Raw genomic sequence first — 16928 nt, 5'->3', positions numbered from 1 at the left:
GTCTGAGACGCAGGTGGGGGACGTAAGCTTTGAAGACAAAGAGCTATGCATTGGGATTGGCGGTTGCTCTTTCATTGCCTTGGCTTGCCTACGCCGAAGACCCCGCTCCGGGGCCGGCCAATACCACGATCGACTTGAAATACTGGGTGGAATTCGCAAACCAGGGCAATCCGGCCGCGCAATACGGTCTCGGCTATCGCTACGCCAACGGCCAGGGCGTGGAACGGGACGATGCCCAGGCGGTCGATTGGTATCGGAAATCGGCCGACCAGGGTAATGCGCAGGCACAGTATGCGCTGGCCTATATGTATGCCAGCGGTCGCGGCGTCGATGTCGACCTGAAGCAGGCAAACGACTGGTATCTGAGGTCGGCGCAACGGGGCAATGCCGACGCTCAATATGCCATCGGCTATTCCTACGCCAACGGCCGGGGCATGGATGCCGATAATGAAGACGCCGTCACCTGGTACCAGAAATCCGCCGCCCAGGGCCAGGCACAAGCCCAATATGCCCTCGGCTACATGTACGCAAACGGCCGTGGCGTCCATGAGGACAAAGCCATCGCGCTCGGCTGGTATCGCAAGGCGGCGGATCAGGGCCGTTCCGATGCCCAATATGCTGTCGGCTATATGTACGACAACGGCGAAGGCACGGAAGAAGATCAGAATCAGGCGGTCGCCTGGTACAAAAAAGCGGGCGATCAAGGAAGCACGCAGGGCCAGTATGCCGTCGGCCACTCCTATGCCAATGGCAGGGGCGTCGGGCAGGACGATGCCGAAGCCTTTTCCTGGTACATGAAAGCGGCCGAAGGAGGCCGCGCCGATGCCCAATATGCCATCGGCTATAGCCTCGCGAACGGGACGGGCGTCGCCCGGGACTACAGGCAGGCGCTTCAATGGTATCGCAAGGCTGCCGATCAGGGGAGCCCCGATGCCCAATATGCCATCGGCTATCTCTACGCCAACGGCCAGGGCGTGAAGGTAGACGACGGCAGCGCGGCGAGGTGGTACCGCAGGGCCGCCGAACAGGGCGACGCGCAAGGCGAATACGCCCTCGCCTACATGTATGCGGCCGGTCGCGGCGTCGCAAAGGATTACGGCAAGGCGTTCGAATGGTATGGGAAGGCCGCCGGCCAGGGACATGCGGATGCACAATACGCCCTTGGCTACCTCTACGACACCGGTCAGGGGGCGAAGCCGGACAAAGCGGCGGCGGCAGGCTGGTATCGCAAGGCGGCCGACCAAAACAACGCACAGGGTCAGTATGCCCTCGCCTATCTTTATTATCAGGGCGCCGGCGTCACCAAAGACTATGGACAGGCTGTCGACCTGTTTCGCAAGGCCGCCGGCCAGGGCGACGCCCGTGCGCAATATGGTCTTGGATATATGTATTATAACGGCTATGGCGTGCCGAAGGACTCCACAATTGCCGCCGATTGGTTCAACAAGGCGGCGGCGAGAGGATTGCCGGAAGCGCAGCACGGCCTCGGCTATATGGAAGCCAATGGCGAGGGTCCGATCAAGGATCTCGGACCATTGGGACAGGGAGCAGCCGGAAAGAAGGGCACCGGCGACACGACGGGCTGGATCATATTTCACTTGCTGATGGCGCTCTTGCCCTGACGGTCGCAAGAGCTTGCTATCTTGATAGAACGGATTTTCGACTGCGGGGTAGATCGTGAATTGGAAGAAAGGGGCTGTAGGTTTGCTCTTCGTGCTGGCGTCGATGGCGACGGCGCACGCCGACGTCGGGCGGAACAGCTATGATCGTGGAGATTTCAAGACCGGCGTGGATTACTGGCGTCCCTTGGCAAACAAGGGCAACGTCGCGGCGCAGCTGAAACTCGGGCAAATGTACGAGCAAGCTGACGGCGTCGAGAAAAACTACACATTGGCGCTCAGCTGGTACAAGAAGGCCGCCGATCAGGGCAGCGCCGAAGCGCAGTTCAACGTCGGCACTATGTACGATCAGGGCGAAGGCGTCACCGCCGACAAGAGCCAGGCCGTTCTCTGGTACAAGAAGGCCGCTGCGCAGGGATACCTCAACGCGCAATACAATCTCGGCGTCGCCTACGATACGGGTGAAGGCGCTCTCAAGGACAAGCCGCAGGCCTTTGCCTGGTACAGCAAGGCCGCTGAACAGGGCGACATGGATGCGCAGTTCAATGTCGGCACCATGTGCGATCAGGGCGATGGCACAGATAAGGACAAGCGCAGCGCCGCCATGTGGTACCTAAAGGCCGCCGAACAGGGTAAGATCGAGGCTCAGTACAATCTCGGCATCATGTATCGCGACGGCGAGGGTGTTGCCAAGGACGGCGCGACAGCTCTTTCCTGGTTCAAAAGGGCGGCCGATCAGGGCGATCCCAGCGCTCAATTCAACGTCGGCGCGATGTACGCCGATGGCGACGGGGTGAAACAGGACGATGGCCAGGCAATCGCATGGTTCTTGAAAGCCGCGGCGCAGAACGATGTCGAAGCCGAATACAATCTCGGCGTCATGTTCCGCGACGGCGAAGGTGTCACCAAGAACGGTCCTCAGGCGATCTACTGGTTCGAGCGGGCGGCGGCGCATCGCTATGCCGATGCCGCCTATAATCTCGGCATGATGTACCGTGACGGTGACGGCGTCGCGTCTGATTCCGCCAGGGCGCTGGAATGGTTCCGCAAGGCAAAGCGCTTGGGCTATGAGGGCAACCCGGACGAGAATGAAGGCTCGAGCGAGCAAGGCATCCCGATATAAGCTGATCTTCTATGACCGCTTCTGCGACACAATGGTCGTCAAGGATTGAACGTCGCGACGGGGGATTGCCTTGGCGCAGGAAGAGATGGAAGAGTAGCGCCACGCCGGGCCTCAATTGCAGCTTCTTCTCTTGCGAGGATAGATCGCCGTGAACCTGAAATACTCCATGCCCCCCGTCTTGCTCCTGCCGCCGCTTCGCATGGCTTTGCTTGCCGCGGCCGTCGTCTTGCCGCTGTCGCCGCTGCCACTAACAGCAACGCCGGCGGAAGCCGCGCCCGGCTCGTGCTGGTCGCTGCTGCAGAGCAAGTTCGGCCCGCAGATCGAGAAATCGGTGAACGAGGCCGATCCGTGCAAGAAGTTGCCGGGTGTCGATCACAAGGACAAGTTCGAGGTGAAGTCGCTCGACGTCTGCGACGCTCCGAACGGAGGCGTCCAGGTCAACGCCCGTGCCGAAATGGCCTGCAAGTCGCACGGGGTGCTCAAGACGACGATTAAGGGTGAGCTGGACGCCTCGATGACAGTCGACGTCGGCGCCTGCCACATCACCGACCTGCGCGTCGGCATCAACGGACCCATCGGCGAGTTGATATCCTCCGTCGGCGGCCTGCAGGATCTGGCGCGGGACTTTGCCCAGGCCAAGATCTCGGAAATCTGCGGAAAGTGAAAGAAGGGCCGGCATGGACTGCCGGCCTCAAGGCGGTATGATGGCAAAGCGGTTCAGGTTTGCATGACGCTATCGGCTTGCCCGGCGTCCTTACCGCCAAACCGAACTCCCTTTTTCTCGAAGCCGAAGCCGGCAAACAGCGCCACGACGACGGCCACGATGCAGGCGACGATCAGCAGCGCCAGGGCGTAATCGCCGTTCCACTGCTTCGCCAGGCCCGCCTGGATCGAGGCATTGCCAGACGCCAGCAGATTGCCGAGCTGATAGGCAAATCCGGGGAACGTGCCGCGCACCTCGTCCGGCGACAATTCGTTGAGATGCACGGGGACAATGCCCCAGGCGCCCTGCACGAAAAGCTGCATCAGGAAGGCGCCGATCGCAAGCATCACCGGTCCTTGCCCATAGACCCAGAGCGGCGCGACCGGAATGGCCAATAGCGCGGCGATGACGATGGCGCGACGGCGGCCGATGCGCTGTGACAACATGCCAAAAGACATACCGCCGACGATGGCACCGATATTATAGACGATGGCGATGGCGCCGACCGTGTAGGAATCATATTGCCGCTGGGCTTCCAAGAATGTCGGATAAAGGTCCTGGGTGCCATGGCTGAAGAAGTTGAACGCCGTCATCAGAAGCACGGCCCAGATGAATAGCGGAATATTCTCCCGCAGCACGGTAAGGAATGGCCGCTGCGGTTTGGATTGCCGCTCCAGGAAAGCCGGCGATTCCTGCACACTGCGCCTGATGTAGAGTACCAGCAGCGCCGGCAGCGCACCGACGATGAACATGCCGCGCCAGCCGATGATCGGAAACAGCAGGAAGAACACGATCGAGGCAATCAGATAGCCGGAGGGATAACCGGCCTGCAGAATGCCGGACACGAGGCCGCGCGACTCCTCCGGTATCGTCTCCATCGTCAGCGATGCCCCCACGCCCCATTCGCCGCCCATGGCGACGCCGAAAAGCGCGCGCAAAACGAGGAACATCGTCAACCCGGTCGAAAAGCCGGTCAGGAATTCGAATATGGAGTAAAGCAGCACGTCGACCATCAAGGTCGTACGCCGGCCGAAGCGATCCGCCGCAAGGCCGAAGATCAGCGCGCCAAGCGGCCGCATGGCGAGGGTAAGGAAGATCGCCACGGCAACCGCCGGAACGTCCGTGTGAAATTCTTCGGCTATATGCTTGAGAACGAAAACCAAAATGAAGAAATCGAAAGCATCCAGCGTCCAGCCCAAATAGGCTGCGATGACGGTGTTTCGTTGCTGGGGGGACAAGGAACGTAAGCTATCCAATGCGGTCATCATGATCCTCCGACCGGATGGCGGCGGCGAGGCGGGCAATACCGGATGCCGTCGAAGCTGGGGGAACCCGGCACTGGCCGGGCATGTCGACGTTGCGGCTGGTTCCTCCGTTGGCGCCTGCGAGGATCGCGCTATGCGGACTTTCAGATCAGCGATAACGCATCGGCCGCCCCTGGGTTGTAACATATTTGACATCTCCGGCGAATGGAAAAATCCGCCGTTTCGTTTCCCTTTTGTACTCTTTGCCCCTTCACATCCGCGCCTTCTGTCGCCATATTCGGCGCATGGCCAAATCACCGAAAAAACCATACGCCCCGTCCGGTTTCGAAGAGGCGCCGCAGGCATCGTTTGAGGGCGCGCCGCTCAGCGGCAGTGTTGCCGACTGGGTGAAGCAGCTCGAAGCCGATGCCGAAACATCAGGCATCGAGACCCAGCGCGAGATTGCCTCGAAGGCTGGCAAGCATCGCAAGAAGGTGGAAATCGCCGCCTCCAAATCGGCGCGCGGCACCTCGATGGGTGGATCGACCGATCCGAAGACGCGCGCCGCCGCGGGCCTCAACCCCGTATCCGGCATGGATACATCGCTGGAAAATGCCGCCAATGCCGGTACTGCTGTCACGGCGACGGTCGAGGCGCTGTCGAAGCTGATCGAAAGCGGCAATCCGCTGTTCAAGGACGGCAAGCTCTGGACGCCGCACCGCCCTGCCCGGCCGGCCAAATCAGAAGGCGGCATCCGGATCCGCATGGACTCGGAATACCAGCCCGCCGGCGACCAGCCGACGGCGATCCGCGATCTCGTCGAAGGATTGGAGAATGGCGACCGCAGCCAGGTGCTGCTTGGTGTCACCGGCTCCGGCAAGACCTTCACCATGGCCAAGGTCATCGAGGCGACGCAGCGCCCCGCCGTCATTCTCGCGCCGAACAAGACGCTGGCAGCCCAGCTCTATTCCGAGTTCAAGAACTTCTTTCCCGACAATGCGGTCGAGTATTTCGTCTCCTACTACGACTATTACCAGCCGGAAGCCTATGTGCCGCGCTCGGACACTTTCATCGAGAAGGAAAGTTCAATCAACGAGCAGATCGACCGCATGCGCCACTCGGCGACGCGTTCGCTGCTGGAGCGCGACGATTGCATCATCGTCGCCTCGGTGTCCTGCATCTACGGTATCGGCTCGGTCGAAACCTATACGGCGATGACCTTCCAGATGAATGTCGGCGACCGGCTGGACCAGCGCCAGCTTCTGGCCGACCTCGTGGCGCAGCAATATAAGCGCCGCGACATGGATTTCATCCGCGGCTCCTTCCGCGTCCGCGGCGATACGATCGAAATCTTCCCGGCCCACCTGGAGGATGCCGCCTGGCGCATCTCCATGTTCGGCGACGAGATCGACGCCATCACCGAATTCGATCCCCTCACCGGCCAGAAAACCGGCGACCTGAAATCGGTGAAGATCTACGCCAATTCGCACTATGTCACGCCGCGCCCGACACTGAACGGCGCCATCAAGGCGATCAAGGAAGAGCTGAAAATCCGGCTTGCCGAACTGGAAAAGGCCGGACGCCTGCTGGAGGCGCAGCGTCTGGAACAGCGCACCCGCTATGACGTCGAAATGCTGGAGGCCACAGGCTCCTGCGCCGGCATCGAGAACTACTCGCGCTACCTGACAGGCCGCAATCCTGGCGAGCCGCCGCCGACGCTGTTCGAATATATTCCCGACAACGCATTGCTGTTCATCGACGAAAGCCACGTTTCGGTCAGCCAGATCGGCGGCATGTACCGGGGCGACTTCCGCCGCAAGGCGACGCTTGCCGAATATGGCTTCCGCCTGCCCTCCTGCATGGACAATCGTCCCCTGCGCTTCGAGGAATGGGACGCGATGCGCCCGGATACGATCGCGGTGTCGGCGACGCCCGGCAGCTGGGAGATGGAACAATCCGGCGGCGTCTTCGCCGAACAGGTCATCCGCCCGACCGGCCTGATCGACCCGCCGGTCGAAGTCCGCTCGGCCCGCACCCAGGTCGACGACGTCGTCGGCGAAATCCGTGAGACGGCCGCCAAGGGCTATCGCACCCTCTGCACGGTGCTCACCAAGCGCATGGCCGAGGACCTGACGGAGTATCTGCACGAACAGGGCGTGCGCGTGCGCTACATGCACTCCGACATCGACACGCTGGAGCGCATCGAGATCATCCGCGACCTGCGCCTCGGCGCTTTCGACGTGCTCGTCGGCATCAACCTGCTGCGCGAAGGCCTCGACATTCCGGAATGCGGCTTCGTCGCCATCCTCGATGCCGATAAGGAAGGCTTCCTGCGCTCGGAAACGTCGCTGATCCAGACCATCGGCCGCGCCGCCCGTAACGTCGACGGCAAGGTCATCCTCTATGCCGACAACATCACCGGCTCGATGCAGCGGGCGATGGACGAGACCAGCCGCCGCCGCGAGAAGCAGATGGCCTACAATATCGAGCACGGCATCACGCCGGAATCGGTGAAGGCGAAGATCTCCGACATTCTTGACAGCGTCTACGAGAAGGACCATGTCCGCGCCGATATCGGCGGCGCCTCCGGCAAGGGTTTTGCCGATGGCGGCCACCTCGTCGGTAACAATCTGCAGACCCATCTCAACGCGCTGGAAAAATCCATGCGCGATGCTGCCGCCGACCTGGACTTCGAAAAGGCCGCCCGGCTGCGCGACGAGATCAAGCGCCTCAAGGCCGTCGAGCTCGCCGCCATGGACGACCCGCTGGCCCGAGAGGAAGCCCGAAGCCTCGAAAGTGGCAAGGGTAGCGGCCGCCCCAATTCTTCGAGGCTCCGCTCCCCTTCGACAAACTCAGGGTCCTCCGCACCTCAGAATGAGGGCGGAGCAGGCATCGCAGCAAACAGCAACCCTCGTGGTGAGGAGGCCCGCAGGGCCGTCTCGAACCAGGAGGGCGGGACACAGCGCTCCTATTTCGCCAAGCCGAGCCTCGACGAAATGGGTCCGGGCAGCGACGCCGGCACGCCGCTTTTCCGCAGGAATACATTGGACGAAATGACAGTCGGCCGCACCGAGAAGCCGGTGACGGGGAAAGTACCGGACAAGCCGATCACCCGCGCGAGACCGGGCGTCGGCTCCTATGAGGATCCGGTGGACGAGAAGCAGCGCAAGGGACGGACAAAAGGCAAGACGGGACGGCCCGGACAGTAAGGCGACGGCAGTCGCCCAAGTCCGCCACCCGGATCTGCCGGTTTATGGGGAGCGACGCCCTGCAGGCATCGAATGATGTCTTGCTGCCAGGGCAATGGCTCCTACATGCCATCGCATGACGAGGTCTACTGAGGGACGAAGGTATTCGTCCCGGTGGGAGAGCGACAGCAACCAGGGGAGAGAGACCGATGCCAGAAGCTTTGATCGTCCGCCGCGAGACCCATGTCTCGGCGCCGCCCGCAGCCGTCTTCGCGCTGCTGACCGATCCCGAAAAGATCCTGCGCTGGATGGGCACGGAAGCCCGGACAGAACCGCAGCCGGGCGGCATCTATCTCGTCAACGTCACCGGGAGCCGCTTCGCGCGCGGCTCGTTTCGCGAAGTCGTGCCGGTGCACCGGCTCGCCTACAGTTTCGGCTGGGAAGGCAGCGAGGAAGTGCCGCCGGGGTCGAGCCTGGTGGAGATCGACCTGATCGAGCAACCCGACGGGACGCTGGTGCGCCTCACCCATTCGGGCCTGCCGACACCGGAGCAATGCGAAGCCCATGCAAAGGGATGGGCGCATTATTTGGACCGCATGGCCGAAGTGGCCGCGGGACGCGATCCCGGTCCGGATGCCATGCGCGGTCACGACGGCCAAAGCGGATGACGCTTTGAGTGCCGCGCCGCGAGGATCGGTGACCTGAAGAGCAAAGCTGTCACCGGCCGGCGACAATAGTTTCGCTCGCTGGAACTCGGCGATCCCATGCGCTCGCAGGAAGGTTGCAGCGGTGAGGATGACAGCCCGCAAGCGGCGTGGCATGATCGCGGCATGGATTTGCCCGCCCCCCTTGCCTGGCTGGTTGACGAAGCCGGCACCGCGCTCAGCCCCGAACGCTTCCTCGCCGATCTGGGCGGGCAATTGCTCGCCGCCGGATTGCCGCTTGCCGGAAGCGCCCTGACGCTCGCGGCGCCGCATCCGATCATCACGCAGCATACCTGGCTTTGGCGAGCCGAGACGGGCGCGGTGATCGAAGCCCTCGGCTTTGCCGGCACGTCGCTCGGGCAAGCCGGCCGCGACTGGCTCGGCGAGCTCGGCCCGACATGCGAGGTAACGATCGGGACCGCGCCCGGTCATTCCGTGCTGGCCTGGGCCGGCACCCGGCCCTTCACCTCCCCCGAGACGGAGAGGCTGCGTCAGGTCGCGCGCTTTGCTGCCCCCCCCTTGGCGGGTCTGGCCGCTCGCGCAACCCTATCGACCCTACTCGAAGCCTATCTCGGCCGCAGAAGCGCGGCACGCGTGCAGGCCGGTGCGCTCAGCCGCAACAGCGGCGAAACCATCCGCGCAGCGCTGCTCTGCGCCGACTTGCGGGATTTCACGGCTCTCTCCGAAGCATCGGAGCCGACGGTCGTGATAGCAGCCCTCGACGCCTGGTTCGATCGCGTCGCCGGCGCCGTACATGCTTTCGGCGGCGAGGTGCTGAAGTTCATCGGCGATGGTGTGCTCGCAATCTTCCCGGTCACCGAGACGCCGACGGAAGCCTGCGAAGCCGCGCTGCGGGCCGTCACCGCCATCCGCGCCGGCATGGCCCATCTCGACGCGACCCGGGCAAGCCAGGGCCTGCCGCCGCTTCCCTTCGGCGCCGCCCTGCATTTCGGCGATATGCTCTGGGGCAATATCGGCGCCGCCGACCGCCTGGACTTCACCGCCATCGGCCCCGCCGTCAATCTCGTCAGCCGATTGGAAGGCCTTTGCAGGCCGCTCGGACGCAACGTGCTGATCTCGGGCGCTGTTGCGGCGGAAACGACCATGCCGCTGGTGTCTTTGGGGAACTATGAGCTGCGCGGGATTGCCGAGTCTTGCGCGGTGTTTACGTTGGCGGAGAGCTAGGTCTGGGGTGTTAAACAAGGGTCCGAACTATCGGCGTTGCAGCACATCTTCATCAAGCTCGGCTCTCACCGCGGCCTGAAAATGCGAAGCCCCGCCCGTGAGCCAGAATTCTTCCGCGGTCGTGTCGAGAAACTCTGCAAAGAGCTTGGAAGCCACCCGGCGACGAACGCCTCCAACGATCTCTACCGCTCTCGAAAAGTGCCGGGGAGGAGAATTTTCCAATCTGACGTGGGCACATCCGCCATATGCATCGGCCATAGCGAAAACAAGCCGCGTTATCGGCAGATGCATCATCGTACCGAAACACATGATGCAAGGCTCAAGTGTCGTATAAAGCGTCAGCCCGTTGTTTCGCGAGAACGCGTAATCTCCGCTAAATACCTGATGAAAGAGATTCATTTCCGCATGGTTCAAATGATTCGAAATCATTGTTTTGCGGGAGCGTCCCAGAACCTGATCTTCCCTGCATAGAACTGCGCCAACAGGAAACACGCCTTCATCCAGCGCAATCCTGGCTTCGTCAAGCGCGAGACCCATCATATAGTCATCACTCAATTGAACCATGAGCCCTCTCGAATCCCGTATTAAAAGTTGTACTGACGTTAAATAGCGGCGTTTGTTGCAGCCGCATGACGAATTCCCGTACTGGGATCATCGCCGGCGCCCTCTTGTTAGCCAGCAAGCTCATTATATAGATTTGCAATAATAACTTCGTTGGTCGGCCGGGCGCCAACTTTCTCAACCCCTTGAAATTCCCCACCCTATCCTACCCGTTTCCCACCCTGGCCTAATATTACCCCTTGCCTTTTTCCAAAAACCCTGTCACCCATATACATGCTCGGGCATTTTCATGCCGGTGACTGGACTGATTTGGTGATCCGCTTGCGGCAGGCAGCGGTTGGGTTTTTGGACCCGCGCAGACGTTCTTTCCCCGTACGTGACTTCTCGACTAGCTTTCGCATGGCGCGGAGGCAAAGCCGTCCGGGTTTGCCCGGATAAACTAAGACTGATGGGTAAAGGACTATCCCCCATGGCCACCAAGGGCACTGTAAAATTCTTCAACCAAGACAAGGGTTTTGGTTTCATCACTCCTGACGGCGGCGCAAAGGACGTTTTCGTCCATATCTCCGCTCTCCAGGCTTCCGGCATCCAGTCGCTGCGCGAAGGCCAGCAGGTCACCTTCGACACCGAGCCGGATCGTATGGGCAAAGGCCCGAAGGCTGTCAACATCCAGGCTGACTAAGCCTTTGGTGACTGCCAGATCAAGGTTTCGAACGGCGCGGTGCAAACCGCGCCGTTTTTCGTTCGGCCTTTGCGGTCGCGAGTTCAGGGCTACCCCTCGTGCTTCGAGGCTGCAGCCTTCGACAAGCTCAGGGCTTTCGCACCTCGGCATGAGATTGGAGAAGCCTCCCGGCGCTATTCAAGATCAATCGCCCGGCTATCGCAGTCGATTAGTCCTCACGGCGAGGAGCCCGAAGGGTCGCTTCGAACCGCGAGGGCGGGTTGGAACCGCCAACTCAAGCGCTGACGCGTTCGCCATCGCCTGCAAAATCCACTGCGGCAAAAGCGGCGGCGATCACCTTTGGTCCCGCACCCGGCTTGTTGGCGTCGGTGGAGAGGATCTGGCGATAGCGGCGCGAGCCCGGCAGGCCGGTGAAGAGACCGACCATGTGGCGCGCGACATGCTGCAGGCGGCCGCCACTTGCGATATGGCGCTCCACATAGGCCATCATCCGGTCGCGCAGCCCGTTCCAGTCGGCCTCTGCTGCCGGTTCGCCATGGAAGCGATGGTCGACATCGGCGAGTATAGCGGCATTCTGATAGGCGGCACGGCCAAGCATGACGCCGTCGACATGAGCGAGATGCGCCTCGGCCTGATCCAGGGTCTGAATGCCGCCGTTGATGCCGATGAAGACCTCGGGCCAACGCTGCTTCATGCGATAGACGATGTCGTAATCCAACGGCGGGACCTCGCGGTTCTCCTTCGGCGAGAGACCTTTTAGCCAGGCCTTGCGCGCATGGATCCAGATCGCGTCCGCGCCGGCGTCGAGCACGCGCGTTATCAGCTCCGGCAGAGCTTCTTCGGGCTCCTGCTCGTCGACGCCGATACGGCATTTCACGGTGACGGGCGCCTTCGAAACAGCCTTCATCGCAGCAACGCAGGATGCCACCGTCTCCGGCGTCAGCATCAGGCAGGCACCAAAGGTGCCGGACTGCACGCGATCGGACGGGCAGCCCACGTTCAGGTTGATCTCGTCATAATCATAGGCTTGCGCGATCCGCAGCGCCTCGGCAAGCTTGGCCGGGTCGGAACCGCCGAGCTGCAGGGCGACGGGATGCTCGATGCCATCATGCCCCAGCAGACGATCGCGCGGCCCATGAATGATCGCATCGGCCACCACCATCTCGGTATAAAGCAGCGCATGCCGGCTGATCTGCCGGTGCAAGTACCTGCAATGGCGATCCGTCCAGTCGATCATAGGGGCAACCGCGAAAATTTTGCGGCCGTTTTTCAGTGCGTCGCTATACATGGGAAACCTTTCTGAATCCGCGCTCTACACCAAATCCCTCAAAAAGGCCAGTTTTCGTGGCTGTAACAATGATGCTAGTTTGCCTGATGGAGTCGGATGGCAGCAGCCCTCCGAAAAGATGAAAGTTTCGAAAGTCCATATGAAAGCCCCACTGACGACAGTCATTCCGCTACCCGCCCCCGTTCTTCTGCCGATCGAGGGCGAGACCGAGCTTTTCCCCGTGCGCCGCGTCTATTGCGTCGGCCGCAACTATGCCGACCACGCCATCGAGATGGGGCACGACCCGAGCCGCGAGCCGCCTTTCTTCTTCCAGAAGAATCCGGACAATCTGCTTACCTCGCGCGATTTCCCTTATCCCGCGCTGTCGTCGGACGTGCATCATGAGGTGGAGCTTGTGGTGGCGCTGCGTGGCGGCGGAGCAAACATTCCGGTCGAACAGGCGTTGGATTGCGTTTACGGCTACGGCGTCGGCATCGATTTCACCCGCCGCGACCTGCAGGGCGAAGCCAAGAAGCTCGGCCGTCCCTGGGAAATCGGCAAGGCCTTCGATCATTCCGCGCCCGTCTCAGCGCTCGTGCCGGCCACCCGTGTCGGCCATCCAGACAAGGGCGGTATCTGGCTGATGCGCAATGGCGAGGCCGCCCAGAGAGGTGACCTCCAGCAGATGATCTGGAAAGTGCCGGAGATCATTGCCGAACTCTCCAAGCTCTTCACGCTCGCACCCGGCGATATCATCATGACGGGCACGCCCGCCGGCGTCGGTCCCGTCGCGCGCGGCGACCGGATCAGCTGCGCCGTCGATGGCGTCGCAAACCTGGTATTGAACGTCGTCTGATCGAGGAGGATCGACCATGCCGCTCTACGCCCTTGCCGGCCAGACACCGAAAACGCCCGGTCCCGGCCGATACTGGATCGCGCCGGATGCCAGCGTGATCGGCAAGGTCGAGATCGGCGAGGATGTCGGCATCTGGTTCGGCGCGGTGCTGCGCGGCGACAACGAACCGATCATCATCGGCAAGGGCACGAACATTCAGGAAGGCACGATGGTTCATACCGACCCGGCCTTCCCTGTCACGATCGGCGAAGGCTGCACCATCGGGCATCACGCCATCATCCATGGCTGCACGATCGGCAACAATTCGCTGATCGGCATGGGCGCCACCGTGCTGAACGGCGCGAAGATCGGCAACAATTGCTTCGTCGGCGCCAATGCGCTTGTTACGGAAGGCAAGGAATTTCCCGACGGCACGCTGATCGTCGGCGCGCCGGCAAAAGCAATCCGCACGCTGGACGAAGCCGCGATCGAAGGCCTGCGCCGCTCGGCCAGCAACTATGTCGCCAACTGGCAGCGCTTCGCGCGCGATCTTAAGAGACTAGATTAGAAAATACTTATAACTACCTAGGACCAGTGGACCAAACCTCTGCCGAGCATTACGCTGCGCAGTTGGCGCAATGACCACGGATTTCGATGGTCGACTTTTCCGCCTTGAACTTCTGCGATTTCAGCCAATCCATCAGCCGATGGTCCACCTCGTGATCGTGGAATTCGATCACCTGGCCGCAGCTTTCGCAGATGGCGAAGGCGACGAGGCCGTGGCTGTGGCAATCCTCGTTCGGATGGGCGCAGGCGACGAAGGAGTTGATGCTCTCGAGCCGGTGCACCACGCCATATTCGAGCAGCTTGTCCAGCGCGCGATAGACCTGCAGTGGCGCGCGAAAACCCTGGTCGCGCAGCTTGTCGAGAATAGTATAGGCGCTCAGCGGCGCTTCCGCCTTGGTCAGGACATCAAAAACAAGCGTCTGGTTCTTGGTGAGCATCGGAGTCGTCATGATGACTGTCCTCTCTGTTGCGCCGCTGGCGTGCCGGCCCTGCGAACGAGGGGCAGCAGACTGATGATAAACAGGACGAGCGCCGCAACGACGATGGACGGCCCGGACGGCGTGTCATAGCGCAGCGATCCGAACAGCCCGCCGACAACGGCGATGGCGCCGAGCAGCGAGGCGAAAATCGCCATCGTCTCCGGCGTCGCGGCAAAGCGGCGCGCGGTGGCGGCAGGAATGATCAGCAACGCTGTAATAAGAAGTATGCCGACGATCTTCATGGCGATCGCGATCACTACGGCCATCAGCAGCATGAAAAGCAGCCGGGCACGCTCCGGCCGCAGCCCTTCGGCCTCGGCAAGCTCCGGATTGACGGTCGATGCCAGCAACGGCCGCCACAGCCAGACAATCGCGGCCAGCACGAAGATGCCGCCTGCCCAGATCACGAGAATATCGGACTGGCTGACGGCCAGAATATCGCCGAAGAGGAAAGCGATGAGATCGATCCTCACCCAGCTCATGAAGGCGACGATAACCAGGCCGATCGCCAGCGTCGCATGCGAGAGAATGCCGAGCAGCGCATCCGCCGACAGCGCCTGTCGCCGCTGCAGCAGCAGGAGCAGGATCGAGACGAGTGCCGCGACCGCAAAGACGGAGAGCGTGAGGTTCAGCTGAAAAAGCAGCGACAGCGCCACGCCCAGCAGCGCCGAATGCGAGATCGTATCACCGAAATAGGCCATGCGCCGCCAGATGATGAAACAGCCGAGCGGCCCGGTCGTCAGCGCCAGCCCGACGCCGGCGACGACGGCGCGCAGGAAGAAATCGTCAAACATGGCGCTCTCCCTCGGTATGGTCATGCCCCAGATGATGATCATGATCATCGTGGTGATGATCGTCATGCTCATGATGGTGGTGGCCGTCCTCGGCATGACAATGGTCTGTTATCGAGCCGTCGGCATGCCGGACGCGGCCGTCGGGCAGATGCGTATGATCGTGATGATGGCTGTAGATCGCCAGGGATTGCGCCGCGCGCGTGCCGAACAGCTTCACATATTCGGGGCTCTGGCTGACGCTCTGCGGCGTGCCGCGGCAGCAGACATGGCCGTTCAGGCAAACCACCGTATCCGTCGCCGCCATGACGACATGCAGATCGTGCGAAATCAAAAGGATACCGCAGCCTTGCGAATTGCGGATCGACTTGATCAAGTCGTAAAGCGCGATCTCGCCGCTGAAATCCACGCCCTGCACCGGCTCGTCCAGAACAAGCAGATCGGGCTTGCGGGCAATGGCGCGCGCAAGCAGCGCCCGCTGGAACTCGCCGCCGGAGAGATGCTGCACCTCGGCCTTAGCGAGATGAGCGATGCCGACCGCTTCCAGTGCCGCGATCAATTCGCGCTCCGGCAGAGGCCCCGTCAGCGTCATCAATCGCTGCACGCTGAGCGGCAAGGTCCAGTCGATGGCAAGTTTCTGCGGGACATAGCCGACCTTCAGATTGGCGATGCGGTCGACATGCCCCTCGTCCGGCTTCAGAACGCCGATCGCCGTCTTGGCACTGGTGGATTTACCGGAGCCGTTCGGACCGATCAGGGTGACGATCTCGCCGCGGTTCACCGAAAAATCGACGCCGCGCACCAGCCAGCGGCCGCCACGGCGGACGCCGACATCATGGAGCGACACGAGCGGCCGGCTCTTGCTGTCTATGGACGAAAGCATGAAATTTCCAATTGCACTATTGCGCTTTGCTATCGCACACGTTATAGCATAACGCAATTGATGTAATAACATAACAGACCCATTCAAGGGCATTTATCGCATGAACGCAGCAAAAGCTTTCCTCCCCCTCGCCGCCGCCCTCCTCTTGTCCGGCTTGCTTGTCGGCACTGCCGCAACGGCAGCCGATGCCCCCAAGGTCGTCGTCTCCATCAAGCCGATCCATTCGCTTGTCGCCGCGATCATGCAAGGGGTCGGCACGCCGGATTTGATCGTTGACGGTGCCGCCTCGCCGCATACCTATGCGCTGAAACCTTCGAATGCCCGCAGTCTCCAGCAGGCGCAAGTGGTGTTTTGGGTCGGACCGGGCATGGAAGCCTTCCTGGAAAAGCCGCTTGCTTCCCTCGGCGCCAATGCCACCGTCGTCGAGCTCGACGATGCCCCTGGCATCACCAAGCTCAAGTTCCGCGAGGGCGGCGCCTTCGAGCCGCATGACGACGGCGACGAACACGACGCCGGGGAAAACCATGCGCATGATCATGGCGACCACGATCACGGTGAGTTCGACACCCATCTCTGGCTCGATCCCCACAACGCCAAGGCGATGGTCGCCGAGATCACCACGTCGCTGGTCGCTGTCGATCCCGCCAATGCGCTGACCTATGAAGCAAACCAGAAGGCCTTGAACGACAAGCTCGACGCGCTGGATGCGGAAATTGCCTCCACGCTCGCCCCGGTAAAAGAAAAGCCCTTCATCGTCTTCCACGATGCCTATCAGTATTTCGAGCATCGCTACGGCGTCCGCGTTTCCGGCTCCATCACGGTCAGCCCGGAAACCATTCCCGGCGCACAGCGCGTCGCGGAAATCCACAGCAAGGTCGCCGATCTCGGCGCGACCTGCGTTTTCGCCGAACCGCAATTCGAGCCGAAGCTGGTCAATGTGGTGCTCGAAGGCACGTCGGCGAAATCGGGCACCCTTGATCCCGAAGCCGCAACGCTGCCGCAAGGGCCGGATCTCTATTTCGACCTGATGCGCGATATCGCAAGCTCCCTGAAAGCCTGCCTCTCCTAAGCAAGGCTCGCTATCGCCGAAGGAAGCG

16 protein-coding genes are annotated in these 16928 nt (G+C 61.7%); 10 read left to right on the top strand and 6 right to left on the bottom strand.

Features of this window, described 5'->3' with window-relative positions:
* Positions 1–29: 29 nt before the first annotated feature.
* The 3 genes from HGP16_RS03840 (at position 30) to HGP16_RS03830 (ending at position 3406) form a co-directional block, all read left to right on the top strand.
* The gene (locus tag HGP16_RS03840) at positions 30–1622 is read left to right on the top strand and encodes a tetratricopeptide repeat protein (protein ID WP_168838704.1); all 1593 of its coding nucleotides are present in this window, start codon (positions 30–32) and stop codon (positions 1620–1622) included.
* Between the two features lie 55 nt (positions 1623–1677).
* Positions 1678–2742 carry an SEL1-like repeat protein gene (locus tag HGP16_RS03835; protein WP_168838703.1) on the top strand — a complete coding sequence of 355 codons (1065 nt, stop codon included), beginning with the start codon at positions 1678–1680 and terminating at the stop codon, positions 2740–2742.
* 148 nt (positions 2743–2890) lie between these two features.
* Entirely contained in the window at positions 2891–3406 is a 516-nt protein-coding gene (locus tag HGP16_RS03830; protein ID WP_168838702.1) for a hypothetical protein, read from the top strand.
* A 53-nt stretch (positions 3407–3459) separates the two neighbouring features.
* Here the strand turns inward: HGP16_RS03830 and HGP16_RS03825 are convergent, their stop codons facing one another.
* Positions 3460–4710, bottom strand: coding sequence for an MFS transporter (locus HGP16_RS03825; RefSeq protein WP_168839157.1), 1251 nt, complete (start codon positions 4708–4710; stop codon positions 3460–3462).
* A gap of 284 nt (positions 4711–4994) precedes the next feature.
* On the opposite strand from HGP16_RS03825, the gene uvrB reads away from it, so the two are divergent.
* From uvrB to HGP16_RS03810, 3 genes are all read left to right on the top strand, one after another.
* Positions 4995–7898 (top strand): excinuclease ABC subunit UvrB, encoded by a 2904-nt coding sequence (gene uvrB / locus HGP16_RS03820; protein WP_168838701.1) that lies wholly within the window; start codon positions 4995–4997, stop codon positions 7896–7898.
* A gap of 188 nt (positions 7899–8086) precedes the next feature.
* The gene (locus HGP16_RS03815) at positions 8087–8545 is read left to right on the top strand and encodes an SRPBCC family protein (protein ID WP_168838700.1); all 459 of its coding nucleotides are present in this window, start codon (positions 8087–8089) and stop codon (positions 8543–8545) included.
* 162 nt (positions 8546–8707) lie between these two features.
* Positions 8708–9766: an adenylate/guanylate cyclase domain-containing protein gene (locus tag HGP16_RS03810; RefSeq protein WP_168839156.1), complete on the top strand. Its 1059-nt coding sequence runs from the start codon at positions 8708–8710 to the stop codon at positions 9764–9766.
* A 27-nt stretch (positions 9767–9793) separates the two neighbouring features.
* Here HGP16_RS03810 and HGP16_RS03805 read toward each other — a convergent pair whose 3' ends face one another.
* Entirely contained in the window at positions 9794–10330 is a 537-nt protein-coding gene (locus HGP16_RS03805; protein ID WP_168838699.1) for a nucleoside deaminase, read from the bottom strand.
* 466 nt (positions 10331–10796) lie between these two features.
* Here HGP16_RS03805 and HGP16_RS03800 point away from each other — a divergent pair, with 466 nt between their 5' ends.
* Positions 10797–11009 carry a cold-shock protein gene (locus HGP16_RS03800; RefSeq protein WP_168838698.1) on the top strand — a complete coding sequence of 71 codons (213 nt, stop codon included), beginning with the start codon at positions 10797–10799 and terminating at the stop codon, positions 11007–11009.
* Between the two features lie 274 nt (positions 11010–11283).
* On the opposite strand, the gene dusA is transcribed toward HGP16_RS03800, so the two are convergent.
* Entirely contained in the window at positions 11284–12282 is a 999-nt protein-coding gene (gene dusA, locus HGP16_RS03795; protein WP_409526813.1) for a tRNA dihydrouridine(20/20a) synthase DusA, read from the bottom strand.
* 154 nt (positions 12283–12436) lie between these two features.
* Between dusA and HGP16_RS03790 the strand changes: the two genes are divergently transcribed.
* Complete coding sequence (locus HGP16_RS03790; RefSeq protein ID WP_168838696.1) at positions 12437–13132, top strand: fumarylacetoacetate hydrolase family protein; 696 nt, start codon at positions 12437–12439, stop codon at positions 13130–13132.
* Positions 13133–13148: 16 nt separating this feature from the next.
* On the top strand, positions 13149–13679 hold the full coding sequence (locus HGP16_RS03785) for a gamma carbonic anhydrase family protein (protein WP_168838695.1): 531 nt from the start codon (positions 13149–13151) through the stop codon (positions 13677–13679).
* A gap of 49 nt (positions 13680–13728) precedes the next feature.
* Here HGP16_RS03785 and HGP16_RS03780 read toward each other — a convergent pair whose 3' ends face one another.
* Genes HGP16_RS03780 through HGP16_RS03770 form a run of 3 tightly spaced genes read right to left on the bottom strand, consistent with a single transcriptional unit; the run spans position 13729 to position 15831 of the window.
* Positions 13729–14127, bottom strand: a complete 399-nt coding sequence (locus HGP16_RS03780; RefSeq protein WP_149636391.1) for a Fur family transcriptional regulator — start codon at positions 14125–14127, stop codon at positions 13729–13731.
* The gene (gene znuB / locus HGP16_RS03775; protein ID WP_168839155.1) at positions 14124–14951 is read right to left on the bottom strand and encodes a zinc ABC transporter permease subunit ZnuB; all 828 of its coding nucleotides are present in this window, start codon (positions 14949–14951) and stop codon (positions 14124–14126) included. The genes HGP16_RS03780 and znuB overlap by 4 nt, the downstream gene beginning before the upstream one ends.
* On the bottom strand, positions 14944–15831 hold the full coding sequence (locus HGP16_RS03770; RefSeq protein WP_168838694.1) for a metal ABC transporter ATP-binding protein: 888 nt from the start codon (positions 15829–15831) through the stop codon (positions 14944–14946). Before HGP16_RS03770 ends, znuB begins: the two co-directional genes overlap by 8 nt.
* A 100-nt stretch (positions 15832–15931) precedes the next feature.
* Here HGP16_RS03770 and znuA point away from each other — a divergent pair, with 100 nt between their 5' ends.
* Entirely contained in the window at positions 15932–16900 is a 969-nt protein-coding gene (znuA, locus tag HGP16_RS03765; protein WP_168838693.1) for a zinc ABC transporter substrate-binding protein ZnuA, read from the top strand.
* Positions 16901–16928 lie beyond the last annotated feature (28 nt).

This window comes from Rhizobium sp. P40RR-XXII (genome assembly GCF_012641405.1).
In the GTDB taxonomy this organism is placed as follows: Bacteria; Pseudomonadota; Alphaproteobacteria; order Rhizobiales; family Rhizobiaceae; genus Rhizobium.
This window is presented reverse-complemented; position numbering and strand designations above follow the sequence as displayed.